The 20,128-nt window shown below is 70.5% G+C and carries 23 protein-coding genes, 3 tRNA genes and 1 rRNA gene; 13 read left to right on the top strand and 14 right to left on the bottom strand.

The window, feature by feature from the left end; genetic code table 11:
* The first annotated feature begins 42 nt into the window (after positions 1 to 42).
* Both AC0NH5_RS41680 and AC0NH5_RS41675 read left to right on the top strand, forming a co-directional pair.
* Positions 43 to 624 (top strand): hypothetical protein, encoded by a 582-nt coding sequence (locus AC0NH5_RS41680; RefSeq protein ID WP_474413735.1) that lies wholly within the window; start codon positions 43 to 45, stop codon positions 622 to 624.
* Positions 621 to 1,880, top strand: a complete 1,260-nt coding sequence (locus AC0NH5_RS41675; protein WP_474413733.1) for a PrsW family intramembrane metalloprotease — start codon at positions 621 to 623, stop codon at positions 1,878 to 1,880. Before AC0NH5_RS41680 ends, AC0NH5_RS41675 begins: the two co-directional genes overlap by 4 nt.
* A 13-nt stretch (positions 1,881 to 1,893) precedes the next feature.
* Here the strand turns inward: AC0NH5_RS41675 and AC0NH5_RS41670 are convergent, their stop codons facing one another.
* Positions 1,894 to 2,142, bottom strand: coding sequence for a hypothetical protein (locus AC0NH5_RS41670; RefSeq protein WP_474413731.1), 249 nt, complete (start codon positions 2,140 to 2,142; stop codon positions 1,894 to 1,896).
* A gap of 150 nt (positions 2,143 to 2,292) precedes the next feature.
* Here AC0NH5_RS41670 and AC0NH5_RS41665 point away from each other — a divergent pair, with 150 nt between their 5' ends.
* The 3 genes from AC0NH5_RS41665 (at position 2,293) to AC0NH5_RS41655 (ending at position 3,865) form a co-directional block, all read left to right on the top strand.
* The gene (locus AC0NH5_RS41665) at positions 2,293 to 2,691 is read left to right on the top strand and encodes a PaaI family thioesterase (RefSeq protein ID WP_474413770.1); all 399 of its coding nucleotides are present in this window, start codon (positions 2,293 to 2,295) and stop codon (positions 2,689 to 2,691) included.
* Between the two features lie 85 nt (positions 2,692 to 2,776).
* On the top strand, positions 2,777 to 3,166 hold the full coding sequence (locus tag AC0NH5_RS41660; protein ID WP_474413729.1) for a hypothetical protein: 390 nt from the start codon (positions 2,777 to 2,779) through the stop codon (positions 3,164 to 3,166).
* A 24-nt stretch (positions 3,167 to 3,190) separates the two neighbouring features.
* The gene (locus tag AC0NH5_RS41655) at positions 3,191 to 3,865 is read left to right on the top strand and encodes a DUF2786 domain-containing protein (RefSeq protein WP_474413727.1); all 675 of its coding nucleotides are present in this window, start codon (positions 3,191 to 3,193) and stop codon (positions 3,863 to 3,865) included.
* Here the strand turns inward: AC0NH5_RS41655 and AC0NH5_RS41650 are convergent.
* On the bottom strand, positions 3,852 to 4,160 hold the full coding sequence (locus AC0NH5_RS41650; protein WP_474413725.1) for a hypothetical protein: 309 nt from the start codon (positions 4,158 to 4,160) through the stop codon (positions 3,852 to 3,854). The genes AC0NH5_RS41655 and AC0NH5_RS41650 overlap by 14 nt on opposite strands.
* A 181-nt stretch (positions 4,161 to 4,341) precedes the next feature.
* On the opposite strand from AC0NH5_RS41650, the gene AC0NH5_RS41645 reads away from it, so the two are divergent.
* The 3 genes from AC0NH5_RS41645 to AC0NH5_RS41635 all read left to right on the top strand — a co-directional run bounded on the left by AC0NH5_RS41645 (position 4,342) and on the right by AC0NH5_RS41635 (position 6,377).
* Positions 4,342 to 4,767, top strand: coding sequence for a DUF2510 domain-containing protein (locus tag AC0NH5_RS41645; RefSeq protein WP_474413723.1), 426 nt, complete (start codon positions 4,342 to 4,344; stop codon positions 4,765 to 4,767).
* 82 nt (positions 4,768 to 4,849) lie between these two features.
* On the top strand, positions 4,850 to 5,344 hold the full coding sequence (locus tag AC0NH5_RS41640; RefSeq protein ID WP_474413721.1) for a permease-like cell division protein FtsX: 495 nt from the start codon (positions 4,850 to 4,852) through the stop codon (positions 5,342 to 5,344).
* A gap of 136 nt (positions 5,345 to 5,480) precedes the next feature.
* Complete coding sequence (locus AC0NH5_RS41635) at positions 5,481 to 6,377, top strand: calcium-binding protein (protein WP_474413719.1); 897 nt, start codon at positions 5,481 to 5,483, stop codon at positions 6,375 to 6,377.
* Between the two features lie 241 nt (positions 6,378 to 6,618).
* On the opposite strand, the gene AC0NH5_RS41630 is transcribed toward AC0NH5_RS41635, so the two are convergent.
* The 12 genes from AC0NH5_RS41630 to AC0NH5_RS41575 form a co-directional block, all read right to left on the bottom strand.
* A complete protein-coding gene (locus AC0NH5_RS41630; protein WP_474413717.1) occupies positions 6,619 to 7,032 on the bottom strand; it encodes a DUF6188 family protein in 414 nt (137 codons plus the stop codon).
* Positions 7,033 to 7,128: 96 nt separating this feature from the next.
* Positions 7,129 to 7,851 carry a cation efflux transmembrane domain-containing protein gene (locus AC0NH5_RS41625; protein WP_474413715.1) on the bottom strand — a complete coding sequence of 241 codons (723 nt, stop codon included), beginning with the start codon at positions 7,849 to 7,851 and terminating at the stop codon, positions 7,129 to 7,131.
* Entirely contained in the window at positions 7,851 to 8,195 is a 345-nt protein-coding gene (locus tag AC0NH5_RS41620) for an ArsR/SmtB family transcription factor (RefSeq protein WP_474413713.1), read from the bottom strand. The genes AC0NH5_RS41625 and AC0NH5_RS41620 overlap by 1 nt, the downstream gene beginning before the upstream one ends.
* Before the next feature lie 244 nt (positions 8,196 to 8,439).
* Positions 8,440 to 9,363: an NADP-dependent oxidoreductase gene (locus AC0NH5_RS41615; protein WP_474413711.1), complete on the bottom strand. Its 924-nt coding sequence runs from the start codon at positions 9,361 to 9,363 to the stop codon at positions 8,440 to 8,442.
* Positions 9,364 to 9,470: 107 nt separating this feature from the next.
* Entirely contained in the window at positions 9,471 to 9,842 is a 372-nt protein-coding gene (locus tag AC0NH5_RS41610; protein ID WP_474413710.1) for a MerR family transcriptional regulator, read from the bottom strand.
* A 223-nt stretch (positions 9,843 to 10,065) separates the two neighbouring features.
* Positions 10,066 to 10,142, bottom strand: a tRNA-Phe gene (locus AC0NH5_RS41605).
* 14 nt (positions 10,143 to 10,156) lie between these two features.
* Positions 10,157 to 10,230 (bottom strand) — tRNA-Asp (locus AC0NH5_RS41600).
* A gap of 62 nt (positions 10,231 to 10,292) precedes the next feature.
* Positions 10,293 to 10,365 (bottom strand) — tRNA-Glu (locus tag AC0NH5_RS41595).
* 146 nt (positions 10,366 to 10,511) lie between these two features.
* Complete coding sequence (locus AC0NH5_RS41590; protein ID WP_474413708.1) at positions 10,512 to 11,468, bottom strand: MerR family transcriptional regulator; 957 nt, start codon at positions 11,466 to 11,468, stop codon at positions 10,512 to 10,514.
* Positions 11,458 to 12,111: an isopentenyl-diphosphate Delta-isomerase gene (idi, locus tag AC0NH5_RS41585; RefSeq protein ID WP_474413706.1), complete on the bottom strand. Its 654-nt coding sequence runs from the start codon at positions 12,109 to 12,111 to the stop codon at positions 11,458 to 11,460. Before idi ends, AC0NH5_RS41590 begins: the two co-directional genes overlap by 11 nt.
* Positions 12,108 to 13,580 (bottom strand): phytoene desaturase family protein, encoded by a 1,473-nt coding sequence (crtI, locus tag AC0NH5_RS41580; protein WP_474413704.1) that lies wholly within the window; start codon positions 13,578 to 13,580, stop codon positions 12,108 to 12,110. Before crtI ends, idi begins: the two co-directional genes overlap by 4 nt.
* 37 nt (positions 13,581 to 13,617) lie before the next feature.
* Positions 13,618 to 14,733 (bottom strand): polyprenyl synthetase family protein, encoded by a 1,116-nt coding sequence (locus AC0NH5_RS41575; RefSeq protein WP_474413768.1) that lies wholly within the window; start codon positions 14,731 to 14,733, stop codon positions 13,618 to 13,620.
* 107 nt (positions 14,734 to 14,840) lie between these two features.
* Between AC0NH5_RS41575 and AC0NH5_RS41570 the strand changes: the two genes are divergently transcribed.
* From AC0NH5_RS41570 to AC0NH5_RS41550, 5 genes are all read left to right on the top strand, one after another.
* Positions 14,841 to 15,728, top strand: coding sequence for a phytoene/squalene synthase family protein (locus AC0NH5_RS41570; RefSeq protein WP_474413703.1), 888 nt, complete (start codon positions 14,841 to 14,843; stop codon positions 15,726 to 15,728).
* On the top strand, positions 15,728 to 17,053 hold the full coding sequence (locus AC0NH5_RS41565) for a cryptochrome/photolyase family protein (RefSeq protein ID WP_474413701.1): 1,326 nt from the start codon (positions 15,728 to 15,730) through the stop codon (positions 17,051 to 17,053). Before AC0NH5_RS41570 ends, AC0NH5_RS41565 begins: the two co-directional genes overlap by 1 nt.
* A 210-nt stretch (positions 17,054 to 17,263) precedes the next feature.
* Entirely contained in the window at positions 17,264 to 18,628 is a 1,365-nt protein-coding gene (locus AC0NH5_RS41560; RefSeq protein WP_474413699.1) for a dihydrolipoyl dehydrogenase family protein, read from the top strand.
* A 128-nt stretch (positions 18,629 to 18,756) separates the two neighbouring features.
* Complete coding sequence (locus AC0NH5_RS41555; protein ID WP_474413697.1) at positions 18,757 to 19,614, top strand: Rieske (2Fe-2S) protein; 858 nt, start codon at positions 18,757 to 18,759, stop codon at positions 19,612 to 19,614.
* A gap of 453 nt (positions 19,615 to 20,067) precedes the next feature.
* Positions 20,068 to 20,128 (top strand): 16S ribosomal RNA (locus AC0NH5_RS41550); the annotation flags it as partial.

Genomic DNA, 20,128 nt, shown 5'->3' with positions numbered 1-20,128 from the left:
GTTCTCCGGACAGCGACCCGGAACCGCCGTTAGCTTGGATGGGTGGGGAGGGTTACACGGAGTCAGCTCACCGATCTCCCCGGCAAACTCGGTCTGCCCGTCGCGCTCCTCATCGCTCTCGTCCTCGCCGGTCTCGCGTTCGGTCTTCCGATGCTCGACCGGGCAGTCCCGGCCGAGCGCGCGGTGCCGGCCGGCGAGCCGTACGAGGTAGGTGCCGGGGTCACCATCGTCCCGCCGCCGCGGGCCAGACTGGATCTGACCGGAACGCGGCCCGGGACACAACGTGGCACCGCGCTGTTCCGGCTCGGCCCGGTGCAGTACGCGATAGCCGTCCAGCCTTTCGACGGCGACCTGACCGCCGCCGCCGTGCGCCTGCGCCAGCGCATCACCGGGACCACCGGCCATCAGATCACCGGCATGCAGCTCGCCGTCTCGACGGCCGGTGGGCTGACCGGACTCCAGGGCGGCTACGAAGCCGGCGACCGGGACGGCCGGTACGCCGTCTTCGTCGCACACGGCTTCACCATCGAGGTCACCGTGAGCGGCTCGGACCAGGAGCTCGGCCGGGTGCTCCCGGAGATCGACGCGAGCACCCGCACCCTGCGGTTCGAGGGCCACCGGTGAGCGACCCGGTTCGCCCGGGCACCTGGTCGGGTCTCGGGCTCTCCCGTCAGCCCGCCTTCTGGGTGGTGGTCGTACTCCTCACCGCCGGAGCGGCACGCATCGCGCAGATCGCCGGCCGGTTCCTCGAGGTCTACCCGGTGGCGACGGTCACCGCCGTCCTGCTTTTCGCGCTGCTCGCCGTGCCGTTCTGGCTCTTCCTGGCCGAGCTGGACTTCCTGGAGCGCGAGCCGCCGAGCCTGCGCGTGCTGGCGTTCGCCTGGGGCGGCCTGGTCGCCACCTCGGTCTCCATCCCGGGCAGCAACTCGCTGGAGAACCTGATCGCGAAACTCGGCTCACCCGCGCTGGCGGCCGACTGGGGCCCGGCCCTGGCCGGGCCGACGGTCGAGGAGATCGCCAAGACGCTCGGCGTCGTGGCCATCGTGCTGATCGCCCGCGCGCAGGTGAACAGCGTGCTGGACGGCGTCGTCTACGGCGCCCTGGTCGGGCTCGGCTTCCAGATCGTCGAGGACATCGTGTTCGCGGTCGGCGCCGTTTCGCTGGCCGGCGAGGGCGATCAGGTCCAGCCGGTGGTCACCACGTTCCTGGTGCGCGGCTTCCTGGCCGGGGTGTGGAGCCACACGCTGTTCGGCGCGCTGGCCGGCGCCGGCATCGGCTATCTCGTGGTCAACCCGCACCGGACCCGCCGGCACCGGCTGGCGATGGCCGGGCTGGCCCTCTTCGGGGCCTGGGCCTCCCACGTGCTGTGGAACTCGCCGCTGTTCCGCGACGGGCTGGGCAACGGTGCGCTGGCCCTGCTCGCGGTGCTGGTCTTCAAAGGCCTGCCGCCGCTGCTGCTGATCCTCTATCTGGTCCGGCGGGCGCACGATCAGGAGGCGGCCTATTACGTCGGCCGGCTGGCGCAGCTGGGCGATCCGCAGTTGATCACCGATGGGGAGCTGCGGGTGCTCGGCTCGGGATCGCGCCGGGCGGCGGCCCGCCGGCACGCCGCGGCGCGGGCGGGGCGGCGGGGAAGGCTGGCGGTGCGGCGCCTGCAACGCGCTCAGGCCCGGCTCGCGGTGGAGCTGAGCCGGACCCCGGACCCGGACACCCGACACCACGCCGAGGTACGGCAGCAGCGTGCCGTCCTGGAGAAGCTCGGGCACCCGGAAGCCGTGGAGGGCGAACCGTCCTGGCGGCACACCGTCTCCGCGGTCGGCACCACCGTCGTGGCGATCGGCGTGCTCTGGGTCGCGCTGTCGTTGATCGGCAACGGCTAGTGCGGAACTGCCCTCAGACCGAGGGCGGCATCCCGCCGTCCCCGTCGACCACCACGTCCGGGGTGCCGTCCTCGTCGAGGTCGACCATGGTGATGTCGACCTTCCCGTCCCCGTCGGTGTCGAACTGGAAGAGGTCGGGCTTGCCGTCACCGTCGGTGTCGGATATCCACACGTCGGTCTTGCCGTCGCCGTTCGCGTCCCGGGTCACCAGGTCGACGCGGTCGTCCCCACGGGTCTCGATCAGCTCCTGCGGCTCGCTCACGATGCTCCTCTCCTGGCCGGTTGATCCGGCCCGACCGCCCGCCAGTACCCGAATGGTCGCCCGCTCAGTCAACCGCCCTGTGACGGATGTCGCTGGTCCGCCGTTCATGCGCCGGTAACGTACGCCGACGTGGATATCGCGGAGGACGGCATGCAGCACCTGTTCACCAGCAGCGGGGGCGGTGCGCTCGCCGAACGGATGGGTATCGAGATCACCGAGGCCGGCGCCGAGCGGGTCGTCGGCACCATGCCGGTCGAGGGCAACACCCAGCCGTACGGGCTGTTGCACGGTGGCGCCTCCTGCGTGCTCGCCGAGACCCTCGGTTCGGTCGGCGCGGTGCTGCACGGGCAGACCGTGGACCGTCCGTTCGCCGTCGGCGTCGACATCAACGCCACCCACCACAAGGCGGCCCGCGCAGGGCTCGTCACCGGGACCGCGACCCCGGTGCACCGGGGACGTGCCGTGGCGACGTACGAGGTGGTCATCGAGGACGAGGCCGGCGACCGGGTCTGCACCGCGCGGATCACCTGCCTGCTCCGGGGGGCGTGAAACCGGCTGCGCCGCAAAAGCGCGTAGGCCTGAAATTCCCCTCGTCGACGAGCGTTCCTTGACGGTTGGACGTACCTTTTCTTCCGTGACCGAAGTACCACAGGACGCGTTCGACGACGCCGCGCAGATCCTGCGTTGCGCCCTCACCGGCGACAGCGCCGCCGTCGCCGACACCTTCGACGCGGTCGTCAACCGGGACGGCGTGGTCGGGGCGTGGGACGTGGCCTGGTGCCTCGCGGCGACCATGGTCGGCCAGGTGCCGCCCGGTGGCGCCTGGACCCTGGAGTTCCCGGGGATCGACGACGCGCGGTACGACAAGCGCTGGGTGGCCCGGTTCGTCAGTGCGTACGTGAACGGGGACTTCCCGACCGGTGAGGCGCTGTTCGGCGCCGCGATCGCGGACGGCCGGCTGCCGGACTGCCTGCTCGCGCTCGCCGGATCCGCGGTCGCCACCCTGCGTCACCGGGCTGCGTGAGCGGGCTTCACGCGTACCAGAACGATGTCTGAAGCCCTGCTCGCCCGCGTCCGCAAGTTGCTCGCCATGGCCGAGGACCCGGCCTGCACGCCCGGCGAAGCCGAGGCGTTCACCGTGAAGGCCGCCGAGCTGATCGCGAAGTACGGCGTGGACCAGGCGATGCTCGCCGTCGCCGACCCGGCGGCAGACCCGGTGGGGGACCGCATCGTCACCATCGAGGCGCCGTACGCCCGCGACAAGGCCGGACTGCTCGCGGCCGTGGCGGCACCGTTGCGCTGCCGCGTCGTGCATCTGGAACGCCGCAGCCTGGCGCGCAGCCACCTCTTCGGGCACGCGGCCGACCTGGAGCGCGTCGAGCTGCTCTTCACCTCGCTGCTGGTCCAGGCGGCGCACGGCCTGGCCGCCGGCCCGGTGCCGTGGGGCGAGCATCCGGCCGCTTACCGGCGCTCCTGGCTGGTCGGGTACAGCCAGGCGATCAGCGCCCGGCTGTGGGCGGCCGAACGGTCCGCTGTTGCCGGGACGCCCGGCGCCGAGTTGGTCCTGATCGACCGGACCGGCCTGGTCGAGCGGCGCCGCGACGACACCTATCCGCAGCTGGCCAAGATGCCGCCGCGACGCCTGCGGGGCAGCGGCCGCACGCGTGGTTACCGCGCCGGGCAGGTCGCCGACCTGGGCGGCGCCGCGGTCACCGACTCCTGAGATAGAGCGCCTTGGCGTAATGCGCGGCGGCCGCGTTGTTGTACATCGAGGCCTGCGACATGAAGAAGTCGTTGTCGGAGATCGCGCGGGTGGCCTGCCCGGTGGCGCGCCAGCGGATGTCAGCCTCCGGTTCGGACAGTCCGCGCGCCTTGAACTGGCGGCGCATCGCGATCCGGCCGTTGCGGAACGCCCCCGCGGCCTCCTCGGCGTGGCGCATGCAGTCCATCGCCTTGTCCAGCAGTGCCTCCGCCAGGGCGAAAGCCTCCTGCTCCGCTTCGTTCGTGAAGGTCTGCACGACGTCGCCTCCTCGCGGTGATGCTGACCGGTTTCAATGAATAACTTTGATAGACCGGGCGGCGGCCTACAAGTGGCGCTCACTCTCACCGCCCGGACGGCGGCCGACTGGCACGTTCGCGGCACGTTTCTCTCCGGTTGCTTCCGAGTCTCCCGCCTCAAGTCACTCCCGCGCTCGTCCGATGAACGACACGATGAGCGAGACGAGGACCGTTCCCGCCGGTTGGTACGCCGATCCGGCCGGCGCCGCGGGGCAGCGCTGGTGGGACGGCTCCCGGTGGACCAGCCACGTGCAGCCCGCCCCGTTCGAGATGTCGCTGGCGGCCGGCCGGTCGCCGTCCGGGAAGCGCTCCTGGGGCCTTCCGGACGCCGGCACGGACCTGGCAGCCGGCCGCAACTCACCGGCTTTCCACGCGCTGATCCTCGGTCTGATCGGCCTCGTGGCGAACGCTCTGCTGCTGCCCGCGATCGGCGCTGTGCTGTTCGGCCTCGCCGGCTGGACCCGGGCCACCGGATGGGCCCGGGCGGGTCACCCGGCGGTGGGACGCGTGATGGCGGTCACCGGTGTGGCACTGGGCGTGATCGGTCTGCTGGCGTTCGTCCTCTGACCCTCCAGTTTGTCCAGCTCATCCTGCCTCTTCGGCCGACCCGGTACAGCGTCCATCTCGGACGGCGTATAGCTTCTGGCCCATGAGCGACGGGGGCCCGGACGACGGTGAGGCGCGACCAGACCGATCACGCCGCATGCGGTTCATGCTGGCGGCGACAGCGGCCGCCCTGGTTTTCGGCGCGCTGGCCTCCAGCTCGGTGCTGCTGCTCGCGGGATACCGCTATCTTCCGGAGCGCAGATTCGAGGTCGTCGTCTATCTGGAACCGGAGATCACCGCCGAACAGAAGGCGGCGGTCGAGTCCTCGTTCCCGGCCGGCCTCTCGTCCGGCGGCACGGTCCGTTTCGAGACCCGGGAGGAGGCGCTGGCGAAGCTCCGGGAACGGTGGAAGGACCAGCGGGACCGGGTCGAGGGCATCCAACTGGAGAGCATGTCCGAGTCGTTCCGATTGACGTCGGTTGCACAGGAATTCGACTGTGCCCCGATACCGGCGATTCGCGAACTCCCAGGTGTGGAGCGGGTCTGGGTGGTCATGCGGCCGACCCAGAGCCGGTACGGCGCGGAACTCAGTTGCTGACCTTGTAATGACTGTCAACTATGGGTAGGCTGCACCAGCCACAGGTCGATACGGTTCCGTTCTATAGAAACCGGTTGCGCGCCTCTTCTAGGCTCCACAGTCGATCACCCAAAGTCTTACACGGGGGTAATTCCGCATGTCTTTCCTCAACCGCAAGGTCCTGGCCCTCGTCGGCGCCACCGCCGCCGCTGTCGCCTCGACCGCGGTCCTGGCCACGCCGGCCCAGGCCGCGTCGGCCGGCCTGGCGAAGGTGTCCGGCGCGACCGTCGACTTCCGGGCGCTGCTGACCAAGGCGAACGGCCTGACCATCACCATCAAGGGCCGCACCGTCACCCTCGACGACAAGGTCGCGATCAAGGCCGGTAAGGGCTGCAAGGCCGTCAAGGGCGACAAGACCAAGGTCAAGTGCACCACCAAGACGGCGACCAAGACCCTGCGCATCGCGCTCGGCGACAAGAACGACTGGGTCGTCAACAAGACCAAGGTCTACATGCTGGCTGACGGCGGCACCGGCAACGACAAGCTGACCGGCGGCTCCGGCAAGGACCAGCTGCAGGGCGCCTCCGGCAACGACCAGCTGTTCGGCCGCGGCGGCAACGACGTCCTGATCGCCGGCACCGGCGCGGACCGCGTCGACGGTGGCGCCGGCAACGACGAGATCGACGGCAACTCCGGCAACGACAGCATCTGGGGCGGCACCGGCAACGACGCGGTCGTCGGCCAGACCGGCAACGACCGCATCGTGCTCGGCGCCGGCGACGACGTCGCGCTGGGCGACTCCGGCAACGACAACATCTGGGGCGACGCCGGCAACGACCTCCTCTTCGGCGAGGGCATCGACGTCGGCAGCAACGCCGCCACCGACAAGGTGAACGGCGGGGCGAACTGGGCGAAGGGCGACTTCTGCCAGGTCTTCGCCAAGGGCACCGCCACCGGCTGCGAGACGGTCGACAAGGCCGCCGCCTCCTCCGCCTCGGCGAACAAGGCCGACCTCGCGGGCGCCCTGGCGCGCGTCGAGGCCGTGCGTAACTGACGCAACGCCTGAACGAATCGAACGGCCCGGTCCGATGGACCGGGCCGTTCGCTGTGTAATAGCTATGGGTTTGCCGCAGCCCTTCGATGCGGCACTTCCGGTGGCTATCGTTGGAGACCAGGCCCGCGCCGTTCCCCCCGTGATGGCGCGGGCCCCATACTGCCCGCCTTCGGTCCACTTCGGCGCCTGATCCGGCGGGTCCGTGCAGGACCGTGGCCGGCGTGCCACCCGGGGCCGGCGGTCACGACCAGACGGCTACACCTCCGCCAGGTTGGCAGACGAGCAGCAGGCCCCCCGGCCCGCGGGCGTTCCAAGCCTCGTATTCAGGATGAGGCTTGATGGTGAGATGTGTTCCGGTGCTGAAGACCAGGCGCAAGGTCCCGGTCTTGAAAGCAACGGGGGACAGCACGGTGGCCCCGAAAAGTGCCAGCGCCGGAGCGACCTCCTGCCGTTCCGGATCCAGGCGCACCGGCTGCACTGCTGGAGCGCCCAAGGCGCCCTCGGTCAGGAAGGCGTCCGTCTCGATCTGCACTTCAGCGCCGCCGTCCAGGACCAGGGTGAGCTGATGGTCGACCTTGATCTGGATCACTTGCATCCCGCGGTACGGCAACCGCCACCGGTCTTCATCCTCGATCAGCTCAAGCGCAGCGCCCATGATCGGAGCATGCCAGGCCGAGTGGCCGCCGTCGCTGTCCGCGGCTCTGACTGCCACCTCGTGTAAGCCAGGAACGCTCCGGGGTCAGCGGCGGAATCACCGAGCAGAGGTTTCGCCGCAGCAGGAGCAGCCCGGTGCGCAGCCGCAGGGATCCTCGCTGTCCACGGTGGAGGTGGTGGGCACGGCGCAGCAGGCGTCACCGCGCCAGGCTTCGCGGCCTTCCTTGACCGCGACGACGGCGATCACCAGGGCGGCGACCGGGTCGGCCCAGGACCAACCGAACAGGCTGTTCACCGCGAGACCCACCAGCAGGACCCCGGAAAGGTACGTGCAGAGCAGCGTCTGTTTCGAGTCGGCGACCGCCGAGCGGGAGCCGAGTTCACGCCCGGTGCGCCGCTGGGCGTACGAGAGTCCCGGCATGATCGCCAGTGAGAGCGCGGCCAGGGTCAGGCCGACCGTGGAGTGTTCGGCCTCCACGCCGCCGGCCAGTGCCCGCACCGATTCGATCGTCACGTACGTAGCCAGGGCGAAGAAGGAAACGGCGATGATCCGCAGGGCGGTCTTCTCGCGTCGTTCGGGGTCCTTGCCGGCGAACTGCCACGCCACGGCCGCGGCCGACGACACTTCGATCACCGAGTCGAGGCCGAACCCGATCAGAGCCGTCGATGACGCGATCGTGCCGGCGGTGATGGCGACGATCGCCTCGATCACGTTGTAGGTGATGGTGGTGGCGACCAGCAGCCGGACGCGGCGGTTCAGGGTGGCGCGTCGCCGCGGTGACGGGCCGGCCGGTGTGATCCGGAGCAGCGGGCCGGTCATCAGCAGCAGTCTTTCGCCGCGGAGTCGTCGCAGGCGTCCGGGTCGACGGCGAGCACGACGCCGAGCAGGTCGCCCAAGGCGTGCGCCAGCCGAGTGTCGGCGAGTTCGTACCGCACCCGGCGGCCCTCCGGGACTGCCACGACCAGGCCGCAGCCACGCAGACAGGCCAGGTGGTTGGAGAGGTTCTGCCGGGTGGTGCCGAGCAGCTCGGCGAGCTGCGCCGGATAGCCCGGCCCGTCCCGCAGAGCCAGCAGCAGCCGCGCCCGGGTCGGATCCGACAAGGCATGCCCGAACCGAGCCAGCACGGCGCCGTGAGTCAGCATCTCCACTCCCCGACAGTACATTGAGCGCTGTACTATCGCCAGCCGTCAGCCACACGAGGAGAGGACCACCACGGCTCGGCTGGACGCAACCGGCGCAATCAGCACGGCGCCCGCCCTCGACCACCGATCCTCGCTGCGGCGGTCGCCGGCTTTGTCGGCGTGCCCAGCCCAGGCCGCGATGGGAACCTCATGGCGCATCGGCCGGACAACTCGCCGGGCAGATGCCTGGCCCGTGCTCACTCCCTCGTCGGCGGACGGACACGCCTCATGCCACCTTGATGACAGCCTTGCCCGAAGGGTGACCGTTCTCGACGCTGGCGAGGGCGGCCGGAGCGTCGGAGAGCGGATGGACCGCAGTGATCACAGGTGTGAGGACTCCCTCGAGGGCCAGCTGGGCGGCTCGCTCCAGGTTCTCGCGGCCGATGCGACGTTCGACGAAACGCCCACCGATTTCGGGCACCGACATGTCACCCACGGCGATGATGTCGCGGGAATCCTTGGCCAGTGGGGCGACCGTCCGCAGCGAGGCGCCTCCGACCAGGTCGACGATCCCATCGAAGCCGTCCGGCACCAGCTCGCGTGCCGCGGCGACGACGTCGGAGGCGGTGTAGTCGATGAAACCCACCCCGATGGCCTCGGCGGACTCGCGCTTGGCGCCGCTCCCGGTGCCGATCACCCGCAACCCGCGCTCGACGGCCAGCCGGGCGACGAGCAGTCCGACCCCGCCCCCGACCCCGTTGACCAGAATCGTGGCACCGGCCGGGAGGCCGAGTTGGTCGAGCGCATCCACCGCGGTCGTCCCGGCCACCGGCAGCGTTGCCGCCACGGTCGGGGACAGGCCCGCCGGGATGCGAGCGGTGTTCGGTGCGGACAGCACCGTCGTCTCGGCATAGGTGCCACCACCGGTGAGCGCGAAGCCGAAAACCGGGTCACCCACCTCGAGCCCGTCGACGTCCTCGCCCAGGGCGAGAACGGTTCCCGCTGCCTCCATGCCGAGCACACGGGGGAACGGACGCCCGCCGTCGACCCCGGGGATCAGACCCAGGCGCACCACGTAATCGAGGGGATTCACCCCGGCGACGTCGACCCGGATCAGCACCTCACCACGACCGGGGACGGGATCGGGACGATCGAAGAACTCCTGCACCTCAGGCCCGCCGTACCTGCTGAACCCCCACGCCTGGCCCATTTTCAACTGCCTCCGGGTGTGACCGGCCCGGTCGTTCCGGACGCTGCAGCCATCCTCACCGCTCACATCGGTGTGAAGGGCAACCGGCTGAGGCGCGGGTCACAGCATCAGGCCGTGCACAGCCCTGCCCGGTGCCGGCGGTTGATCTCGATCAGCGCGTCGAGCGCCTCGCGGGTCTCGATCAGGTGCGCGATGTCGGCGTCGATCCGATCGCGCTCGCGCGTCATCGTCACGAACGCCGCCTCCGTGACGTCCGGGTCGCCCGGGATATCCACACACGGCAGCACAGACGCGATCACCCGGCTGGACATGCCCGCGTCGAACAGCTGCCGGATCAGCGACACGCGCGCGACTTCAGCATCGGAATAGTGACGCTGCCCGGCGTCGGAGCGTGAACTGGCCATCAGGCCCTGCTCCTCGTAGTACCGCAGGGAGCGCGGACTCACGCCCGTGCGCTTGGACAACTCGCCGATCCGCATCCGCGAAGCCTACGCTCGCACGCCCTGAAGCCCGGACCACCGGAAAGTCTTGAACACCGGGTCCGTACCTCTGCGCGGGCGTCCGCAAGCTGCCACGTCTCGTACCCGCTCCAGCTCCGCGGTCACCGGAGGTCAACCTCGAGGCGGCGGAACAGCCCCGGAAAGCAAAACGTCCACCATGCGTTTCCGCAGGTGGACGATGCTCAGTGCCCGGCGAAGAGCCTGGTGGCCAGGGGCGGGGTCGAACCGCCGACCTTCCGATTTTCAGTCGGACGCTCGTACCAACTGAGCTACCTGGCCGTGGGACTTGCTTGCGGTCCTGACGGGACTTGAACCCGCGACCTCCGCCTTGACAGGGCGGCGAGCACTCCAACTGCTCCACAGGACCTTGCTATGTAACTGTCTTGCCGTTCTCCAGCTCGTCAGCAGCTTGCGCCACTAACTTACCAGTACCCCCAACGGGATTCGAACCCGTGCTACCGCCTTGAAAGGGCGGCGTCCTAGGCCACTAGACGATGAGGGCAACTCCGCCATCATTGCACATCCCGCTGGATGCGAGATCGGCAACGTTTGGTGGCCTTCGCCCCAACCGCGCCCCGTTGAGGCCTGCAAAGCATATGTGATCCACCGAGCGGTCTCCAAATCGGTACCCCCCTTTCGCGCGGCGAGTCATTGACCTGGGGAAACGGCGGCGCCGGCGGCGATGATGCGGACCGCGTCGGGCAGTGAGCCGAGGGGGGTCACCTCGGGTGGCAGGCCGAGGATGGGCCAGCCGGGGCCGGCTGCGGCCACCAGCAGAGGCGGACGGGGTACGCGTAAGAGCCGCTCCAGTTGGGCCACGTCCCCGGTGTCCGGCAGTTGCGACCACAGCACCACGACGGCCGGCCCGGTCCGCCGCACCGCGTCCAGCAGGGCCGGTGACGGCACCCGGGCGCCGAACAGGCGGGTGGGCACCCCCGCTTCGGCCAGAGCCGCGGCGAGTGCCTCCAGGGGCAGCGTGTGCTGTTCCTCGTCGGCGGCCGCGAGCAGGACGCGGGGGGCCTTCCCGCGGGGCGGGCGGGGCACTCCGGCGAGCGCCTCGGTGACTGTGCGGGACAGCAGGTGCTCGACCTCGACGAAGCGTTTGGTGGCCTCGTAGCGTTCGCCGATGCCGATCAGTACCGGCATGATCACGTGGTTCCAGACGGCGATCACGCCGCGGCCGGTCACCGCGTCCTCGATGAGGTGGCGCATCGCCGGGGCGTCGAGGCGCATGGCCGCCCGCGCGAGTCCGCGCGCGGCGGGGTCGGCCCGCACGCCGAGCGCGATGGTCTGCCCGCCGCCGGCCGGTGCCTCGGTGGAGACGTCGGTGACCGGGGGCGGCTCGGGGGGCACGGTTGCGGACGGCTCGTCGAGGGCCGGGGATCGGCGCGCCCAGGCGGCGGCCTCGGCGGGTGCCACACCTTGTGCGGTGAGCCGTTGCATGACGTGGAGGCGGTCCATGTCCTCGGCGGTGTACCGCCGGTGATGTCCCGCCTCGTGACGGCTGGGGCCGAGCCCGTACCGCTGGTGCCAGGTGCGCAGGGTGGTCACCGCGACGCCGAGACGGCGTGCGGCGGCGCCGGCGCTCAGCCCTTCATCGGCCACCTGGCCGCTCCGAGCCGGATATTGAAGGGCCGGACGCCGAGGCGCCGGCCAGCGGGGTGCCGGACAGCGGAGTGCCGGACTCTGGGGCGCCGGGAAGCCCGGCCGGCGTCAGGTGGGACCTGAGCCGATCGGCGACCCCCACCAGCCATGGCGCGTACGTCTCCGGATTCTGTTCCAACCGCTCCTGGAGATCGTCGAGGTCCACCCATCGCAGCCGGGCCACCTCGGCCGGGTCCGGGCGGAACTCCGTGCCCGCCGGAACCTCGCCGAGCAGCACGTGGTCGTACTCCCGCTCGACGCGCCCGGTGGTCGGGTCCTCGGCGAAGTACACGTAGACCCCGACCTCGGTCAGCTGCACACCGTCGACGCCGAGCTCCTCGACCAGCCGCCGGGCGGCCGAGACCGGCACCTCCTCGCCGGGTTCGGGATGCCCGCAGCAGGTGTTGCCCCAGCGCAGCGGGAAACGGGTCTTCACCGCGGCCCGCTGCTGGAGCAGGAGCCGGCCCCGGTCGTCGCGGAGGACGACCGAGAACGCCCGGTGCAGCCGGCCGGGGGCCTCGTGCGCGGCCTGCACGGTCGCCGTGCCGGCCGGGGTCCCGTCCTCTTCGACGAGCTCGACGAGGTGCGTTTCGCGGGCGGTCACGGGGCGATCCGGGCCGCGGCGAGCTTGCCGGAGATGAGCACCATCGGCACGCCGACGCCGGGCTGGGTGCCGGAGCCGGTGAACACGACGTTGCCCAGGCTCGGGTGCAGGTTCGACGGGCGGAACGGGCCGGTCTGGGTGAAGGAGTGCGCGGCCGCGAAGGGGGTGCCGGCCGCCATCCCGTCGGCTTCCCAGTCGGCCGGTGTGATGATCCGCTGCACCTCGACGCCGTCCCGGAAGCCGATGTAGCCGCGACTCTCCAGGACGCGCAGCAGCTCGTCGGCGTACCGCTCGCCCAGGCCGCCGCGCCAGTCCATCGGGCCGGCCTTCAGGTTGGGTGTGGGCGCGAGCACGTAGTAGCTCTGCTTACCGTCCGGCGCCGCCGTCGGGTCGGTGTGCGACGGGTTGGTGACCAGCAGGGACGGGTCGCTCATCAGCAGGCCCTTGCGGATCACCTCGTCGAAGGTGCCCTTCCAGGCCCGGCCGAAGTGGATGTTGTGGTGCGAGATCTTGGAATAGGTCCGGTTGGAGCCGATGTGCAGCACCACGCAGGACGGTGAGTAGCGCAGCGGGCGCTGCCGGCGGGCCGGGAGCAGATCGCGGTACGCGACCGGCAGGTCCGGGTTGAGCACGACCGCGTCGGCCGGGATGTGCTCGCCCTCGGTCGTCTGCACGCCGGTGGCCCGGCCGTGCGCGGTGGTGACCCGCTCCACCGTGGTGTCGTAGCGGAACGTCACACCGTGCTTCTCGGCCGCCCCGGCCAGCGCCTTCGGCACCGCGTGCATGCCGCCGACCGGGAAGTACACCCCGGCCACCGAGTCGAGGTAGGCGATGACCGCGTAGATGGCGAGCGCGTCGTGCGGCGCCAGCCCCGCGTACATCGCCTGGAACGAGAAGATCCGCTGGGTGCGGGGGTCCCGGAAGAACTGGTTGATCTTCGGCTGCAGCCGCCGGAACCCGCCCATGCCGAGCAGCCGGAGCAGGTTCAGGTTCATCAGGTCGATCGGGGTGTCGAGGTTCCGGTCGATGAAGTGGTTGCGCTCCAGCTCCCACAACTGCCGGGTGAAGTCCACGAACCGCAGATATCCGTCGGCCTCGCGGGGGCCGCAGACCCGGGAGATCTCGGCCGCCATCCGGGTGGTGTCGGTACGCACATCGAGCGTCGACCCGTCCGGGTAGTAGGCGCGGTAGGCCGGGTCCAGGGGGGTCAGCTCGAGCCAGTCGCTGAGCTTCTCGCCGACCGCGGCGAGCGGCTCCTCGATCAGCTCCGGCATGGTCAGCACGGTCGGCCCGGTGTCGAACTGGAAGCCGTCGACGGACAGGCGGCCGGCCCGGCCGCCCGGTATCGGCTCCCGTTCGACGACGGTGACCTGGCGCCCGGCCGCGGCCAGGTGCAGGGCACAGGCCAGCCCGGCCAGGCCTGCGCCGACCACGACGACTCGGTCGGTGGGTCCGGTCACAGTACGCACGTCGGGGCTCCAAGCATCGGGGGGAGAAGGTGTCTCATCATGCCGGGCGCTGTGTCGCGACGGTGGCCAGCTCGATCAGCGCGGCCCGCGCGTCCGCGCGGATCGGTGCCTCGGAGATCGCCGCGACGCCCTCGTCGACCCGGGCCCGGATCATCTCTTCGACCCGGCCCGGCGCGCCCGTCTCGGCAATGAGCCGGGCGCGCCGGGCAATCGGGTTCAGCTCGCCGGAGCCGTCGGCGGGGTTGATGGCTCCGGCGAGGTCCATGGGGGTGGTGGGGGAAAGATCGGTGAAGTCGGTGAGCGGGGTGGCCAGCTCGTCCTGCTGTTCGGGGGTGGCCATCTCCATCGCCAGCATCAGCAGACTGGTCGGCTTCCCGGTGCGCAGGTCGTCGGCGGCAGGCTTCCCGGTGACCGCCGGGTTCCCGTACACCCCGAGGAGATCGTCGCGCAGCTGGAACGCCTCGCCGATCGCCAGCCCGTAGACCTGGTAGGCCTCTTCGACGCTTGCGTCGGTGCCGGCCAGGGCCAGCCCGAACCCGAGCGGCCACTGCACCGTGTAGCTGGCCGTCTTGTGGCGGGCCACCAGCAGTGCCCGCTCCACCGACCAGGAGCGCGGGTCGGTTTCGCCGAGCACGTCGAGGTACTGCCCGGCGATCGCTTCGATCCGCATCCGGTCGTACCGGGCGCGGACCTCCAGCAGGATCGGCGGCGGCAGCGGGGTCCGGGCGAGCAGCTGATCCGCCCAGACGAGACAGAGATCACCGACCAGGATCGCCGCGGAGTTCCCGAACCGGGGCCCGTGGTGCGCGGCGAACAGCCGGTGTGCGGTGGGCCGGCCACGACGGGTGTCCGACTCGTCCATCACGTCGTCGTGCACCAGCGCGAACGTGTGCATGAGCTCGAGGGCGCCGAGAGCGGGCAGGACCTGCTCGACGGTCTCGGTATGGCCGGCGACGCCGCGCCAGCCCCAGTACGCAAAGGTCGGCCGGATCCGCTTGCCGCCCGCCATGACCAGGTCACGTGCGGTGCGGGCGAAGCCGCCGAGCGCCGGGTCGACGGCGTCCAGGTTGGCGATCTGGGAGGCGAGGAAGTCAGCCAGAGTCCCCTCCACGGCGCCGATCAGCGCGCGGTGCGAGACCGGTTGGCGAGGGATCGCTTCGAGGCGTTTTCCCTCGAGGGTGTGATTGGCCACGCTCAGTACCGTACCCTAACTTTTGGAAGTTGCGTCGATTCGTGCGTCGATATACCGGGAGGACCGGGATGGTTACCGATCTGGCCGCTGCTTATGCGCGCTGCCGCGAACTACATCGAGAGCACGGCCGGACGTACTACCTGGCGACCCGCTTGCTACCTGCCTGGAAGCGGCGGCATGTGCATGCCCTCTACGGGTTCACCCGGTACGCGGACGAGATCGTCGACCGCACCGAGTCGCGGCCGTCCGCCGAGCGGGCCGCGCTGCTGACCGAGTGGTCCGAGCGGTTCCTCGCCGGCCTGCGCGGTGAACCCACCGAGGACGAACTGCTGCCCGCGGTGCTGCACACGATCGCCGTCTTCGACCTGGACCTCGAGGACTTCGAGAAGTTCCTGCGCAGCATGGCGATGGACATAACGGTCAGCAGCTATCGCACCTACGACGACCTGCTCGACTACATGGAGGGCTCGGCGGCGGTGATCGGCACGATGATGCTGCCGATCCTCGGTTCCTCCGACCCGGCCGCGGCCCGTGAGCCGGCCCGCCAGCTCGGCTTCGCCTTCCAGCTGACCAACTTCATCCGGGACGTCGCCGAGGACCTCGACCGCGGCCGGGTCTATCTGCCGGAGGAGCACCTGGAGGAGTACGGCGTCACCCGGAAAGCGCTGAAGGAACGGATCGCCACCCCGGCGATCAAGCGGTTGATCAGGGCGGAGGTGCAACGGGCCCGGGAGCACTACGAGGCGGCGGCGCCCGGTATCCCGCTGCTGGAGCCGACCTCCCAGGCCTGCATGCGCGCGGCGTACCAGCTTTACGGCGGCATCCTCGGGGAGATCGAGGCAGCCGGGTACGACGTGTTCGCCCGCCGCGCCACCGTGCCGAACCGGCGGCGGGCCGCGGTCGCCGTGCGCAGCCTGCTCACCCGCCCCGGCACTCCGATCGCGCTGGCGGCCTGATGCGTTCCGCGGTGGTCCTGCTCACCCGGGACCTACGGGTGCACGACAACCCGGCACTGGCAGCCGCCTGCGCGCGGGCCGAGAACGTCGTACCGCTCTATGTGCTCGACCCGAAGCTGGCCGGTCTCTCCCGGAACCGGACCCGCTTCCTCCACCAGAGCCTCGCCGATCTGCGCGAGCAGCTGCGCGGACTCGGCGGCGACCTGGTGGTGCGGACCGGCGATCCGGTGGCCGAGGCGATCCGGGTGGCGGCCGCGACCGACGCCGGGATGATCAGCGTCGCGGCGGACGTCACCGATTACGCGCGCCGCCGGGAGCGCCGGCTCGACGAGGAGTGCGCGCGGCACCGGATCGAATTCGAGCGCTTCCCCGGCGTGACCGTGGTGGAACCGGGCGCGATCCGCCCCGGCGGCGGCGGCGACTCCTATCGCGTCTTCTCGCCCTACCACCGGGTCTGGTCGGCGGCGCGATGGCGGCCGCAGGCGGCCACCCCGGAGAAGGTCAAGCTGCCGGACGGCATCGAGCCAGGCCTGCTGCCGCCGATCGCGGACGGGGAATCGCCGCATGCCGCGGAGGGCGGCGAGACCGTCGGGCGCCGCCGGCTGAGCGCTTGGATGCAGGAGATCCAGGGGTACGAGGAGGCGCACAACGATCTACCGGGGGACGGCACGAGCAGACTCAGCCCGTACCTCCGCTGGGGTTGTGTCTCCCCGCTGGCCGTCGCCGAGGCAGCCAGGTCTCAGGGTGCCGAGGCCTTCGTCCGGCAGCTCTGCTGGCGTGATTTCTACTATCAGGTCGCCAGAGCCTTTCCGAAGATCGCGACCGAGGCCTATCGAACATCCGGGGACAAGGACTGGCGGTACGACGACGACGCGCTCGAACACTGGCAGGACGGCTCCACCGGGGTGCCGGTCGTCGACGCCGGGATGCGGCAGCTGCGCGCCGAGGGCTGGATGCACAACCGCGCACGCCTGATCACGGCCGCCTTCCTCACCAAGCATCTCGGCGTGGACTGGCGGCTCGGGGCGAAGTGGTTCTTCCGCTGGCTGTTGGACGGAGACGTGCCCAACAACTCGGGAAATTGGCAGTGGGTGGCGGGCACCGGCAACGACACCCGGCCCTATCGGCGGTTCAACCCGATCCGGCAAGCGCTCCGATTCGACCCGGAAGGCGTGTACGTTCGGCGCTACGTACCGGAGTTGAAGGGCGTCGCGGGCGCTGCCGCGCATCAGCCGTGGCGCCTGCCCGACCCGGTGCGCCGTGGCCTCGACTATCCCGCGCCGCTGGAGTCACACCGCGACGAGGCGGTCTGGCTGCGGCCCTAGCTCCGCCCGGGAACGGGCCTCGCTCCGGGCGGGCGGGCAGCGGGACCTGCCGGCGGTTGCGTCCGTCAAAACGTTCGACCGGCAGGTCCCGCGTTACCCGGGGCCGTCACCGTGAAACGCGGCGCAGCCATGAGGGTGACGGCCGGCACGCACGCTGCTTCCGTGTCACACGGGGCTCACCGGGTGCGGACTTCCTGGTTAGCTGGGCCCATGGGCTCAACTCGGCAAGTTGACGTGGTGGTCGTCGGTCTCGGAGTCGGTGGCGAGGAGGTCGCCGGTCGCCTGGCCGCGGCCGGGCTGAACGTGATCGGCATCGAGCACACCCTGGTCGGCGGCGAATGCCCGTACTGGGGCTGCATCCCGACCAAGATCATGGTCCGGGCGGGCACCGCGCTCGCCGAGGCGCGGCGCATCCCCGGCCTGGCCGGCGCCTCCACCGTCGACCCCGACTGGGGTCCGGTCGCCAAACGGATCCGGGACGAGGCCACCGACGACTGGAACGACAAGGTCGCGGTGGACCGGTTCACCGGAAAGGGCGGCACGTTCGTCCGCGGCCGGGCGGCCATCACCGGGCCAGGGCGGGTGCGAGTCGGTGAGGACGAGTTCGTGGCCGGACGCGGCCTGGTCGTCGCCACCGGGACAGTGGCCGTCATCCCCCCGATCGACGGTCTCGCCGGTACGCCGTTCTGGACCAACCGGGACGCGGTCGAGGCGGCCACCCTGCCCGAGTCGCTGCTCGTGCTCGGCGGCGGGGCGATCGGTTGCGAGTTCGCCCAGGTGTTCGCCCGGTTCGGCGTGCGGGTCACCGTCATCGAGGGCTCCGAGCGGGTGCTCGCCATGGAGGAACCGGAATCCTCCGGGCTGGCCGCGAAGGCGATGGCCGCCGACGGCGTCCGCATCCACACCGGAGTCCGCGCCACGAAGATCGCCCACGACGACCACGGCTTCACCGTGGCGCTCTCCGACGGAACCACCCTCACCGGCGAGAAGCTGCTGGTGGCGACCGGTCGCGCGGCCCGGCTCGAGGACCTCGGGGTGGAGAATCTCGGCCTGGACCCGCAGGCCCGCTTCCTCACCACCGACGAACGGATGCGTGCGGCCGACGGTCTCTGGGCGGTCGGCGACGTCACCGGCAACGGCAACTTCACCCACATGGCGATGTACGAGGCCGACATCGCGGTGCGCGACATCCTCGGCCAGGGCGGGCCGGGGGCCGACTACCGCGCCCGCCCCCGGGTCACCTTCCTCGACCCGGAGATCGGCGCTGTCGGCCTGACCGAGCGGCAGGCGCGCGACGCCGGACTGAACGTCCGGGTCGGCACCGTGCCGCTCAACGCGACGTCACGGGGCTTCATCCACGGGCCCGGCAACGACGGCCTGATCAAGGTGGTCGCCGACCAGGACCGTGGCGTGCTGGTCGGCGCCACCACGGCCGGGCCGTCCGGGGGCGAGATGATCGGCGCGCTGTCGGTGGCAGTGCACGCCGAGGTGCCGCTGAGCACGCTGCACAGCACGATCTGGGCGTACCCCACCTTCCACCGGGGCATCGGCGACGCGCTGAAGGCTTTGAGCTGAGCTTCGGCCCGGCGGTCGCTTCGCTTTCGTCCGCGGGCGGCTCGAGTGCGCGTGGCCGGGGGCGAGGGCCCGGTTACGCGTACTCCCGAAGGGGTTTGGGGCGAACCTGGCCGGGAACCGCCCTGAGTATGTTGCGGCAGGCAGTCTCCAAACTCGAGCGTGCGGGCGCCCTCGACGGCGTCAGTGACAAGATGCAGAAGGTCGTCACGACGGCGGTCAAGCCACAGAGGTTGCGCGACTTCCTGCACGGGACCTGGGTGGGGCATCCGCTTCACCCGGTGCTGGTGCAGGTGCCGGTCGGTGCCTTCATGTCGGCCGCGGTCCTCGACCTGGTGCCGGAACGGCTGGTGCCCGGCGCCCGGAAGGCGGCGACGGCGCTGATCGCCACCGGCACCGCGGCGGTGGCGCCGGCCGCGCTGGCCGGCTGGGTGGACTGGTCGGAGCAGACCAAGGACCGGCGGCGTGTGGGCCTGGTGCACGCGGCGAGCAACCTCGTCGCCACCGGCCTGTACGTCGGTTCCCTGGTGGCCCGGCTCCGTGGGCAGCATGCGCGCGGACGTGCTCTGGCCTTCGCCGGGCTGTCGCTTGCGGGAGCGGGTGCCTATCTGGGCGGACATCTCTCGTACACCCAGGGCGCCGGCATCAGCCACGCGGCGACCGAGGTGACGCGTCTCCCGGAGGAGTGGACCGAGGTCGGCTCCCTCGCGTCCCTTCCCGATCGCAAGCCGGTCGTGCGGATGGCGGGCGAGGTGCCGGTCCTGCTGTACCGGCAGGGTGGTCAGGTCAGCGCGCTGATCGAGCGGTGTTCCCACGAGGGTGGTCCGCTGGGTGAGGGCGACGTGACTGACGGGTGCGTGGTCTGCCCGTGGCACGGAAGCATGTTCCGGCTGACCGACGGTCTGGCGATGCGGGGGCCGGCTGCCAACGACCAGCCGGTGGTGCCGGTCCGGGTGCAGGGTGGCTCGGTTGCCGTGCGGCGACCTTGAGTTCTCCTGTTTCGCTGCGTTGACCTGCTGAGACGCGGCACACTAGGACCCGGTTTGGAGCACCGGGAAACGTCCGGGTAATGTTTTGCGAGCCGGCAGGGAAACGGACGAGCTCGCGGAGAGATCCGCAGCGGCCGTCCTGCCAAATCCTCGGAAACGAACCCGCGGTTTCGCTGTGGGCGCGTCATGGGGACGTACCGGGCTAGATCGGCACCAACCGGGATCAACCGGTTGACACCGCCAGGAAGGCCTAGTAATGTAGAGCGAGTGCCCCGGAGGGCGGGCCGCGGAAGCGGGTCGTGTGATGGTGTGTGGTTGTTCTTTGAGAACTCAACAGGGTGCTTGATAAGCCAGTGCCATTTATGGCAATACCCCGGCTCATCTCTTTGGGGATGGGTGGGAGATTCCTTTGGCAACATTTGTTTGTTGCCGGGAGAGCTTTTCCAAAAGTTTTTATTGGAGAGTTTGATCCTGGCTCAGGACGAACGCTGGCGGCGTGCTTAACACATGCAAG

The sequence above is a fragment of the Actinoplanes sp. 13 genome (assembly GCF_056134165.1).
The sequence above is the reverse complement of the archived record's forward strand: the minus strand, read 5'-3'. Positions and strand labels throughout refer to the sequence as shown.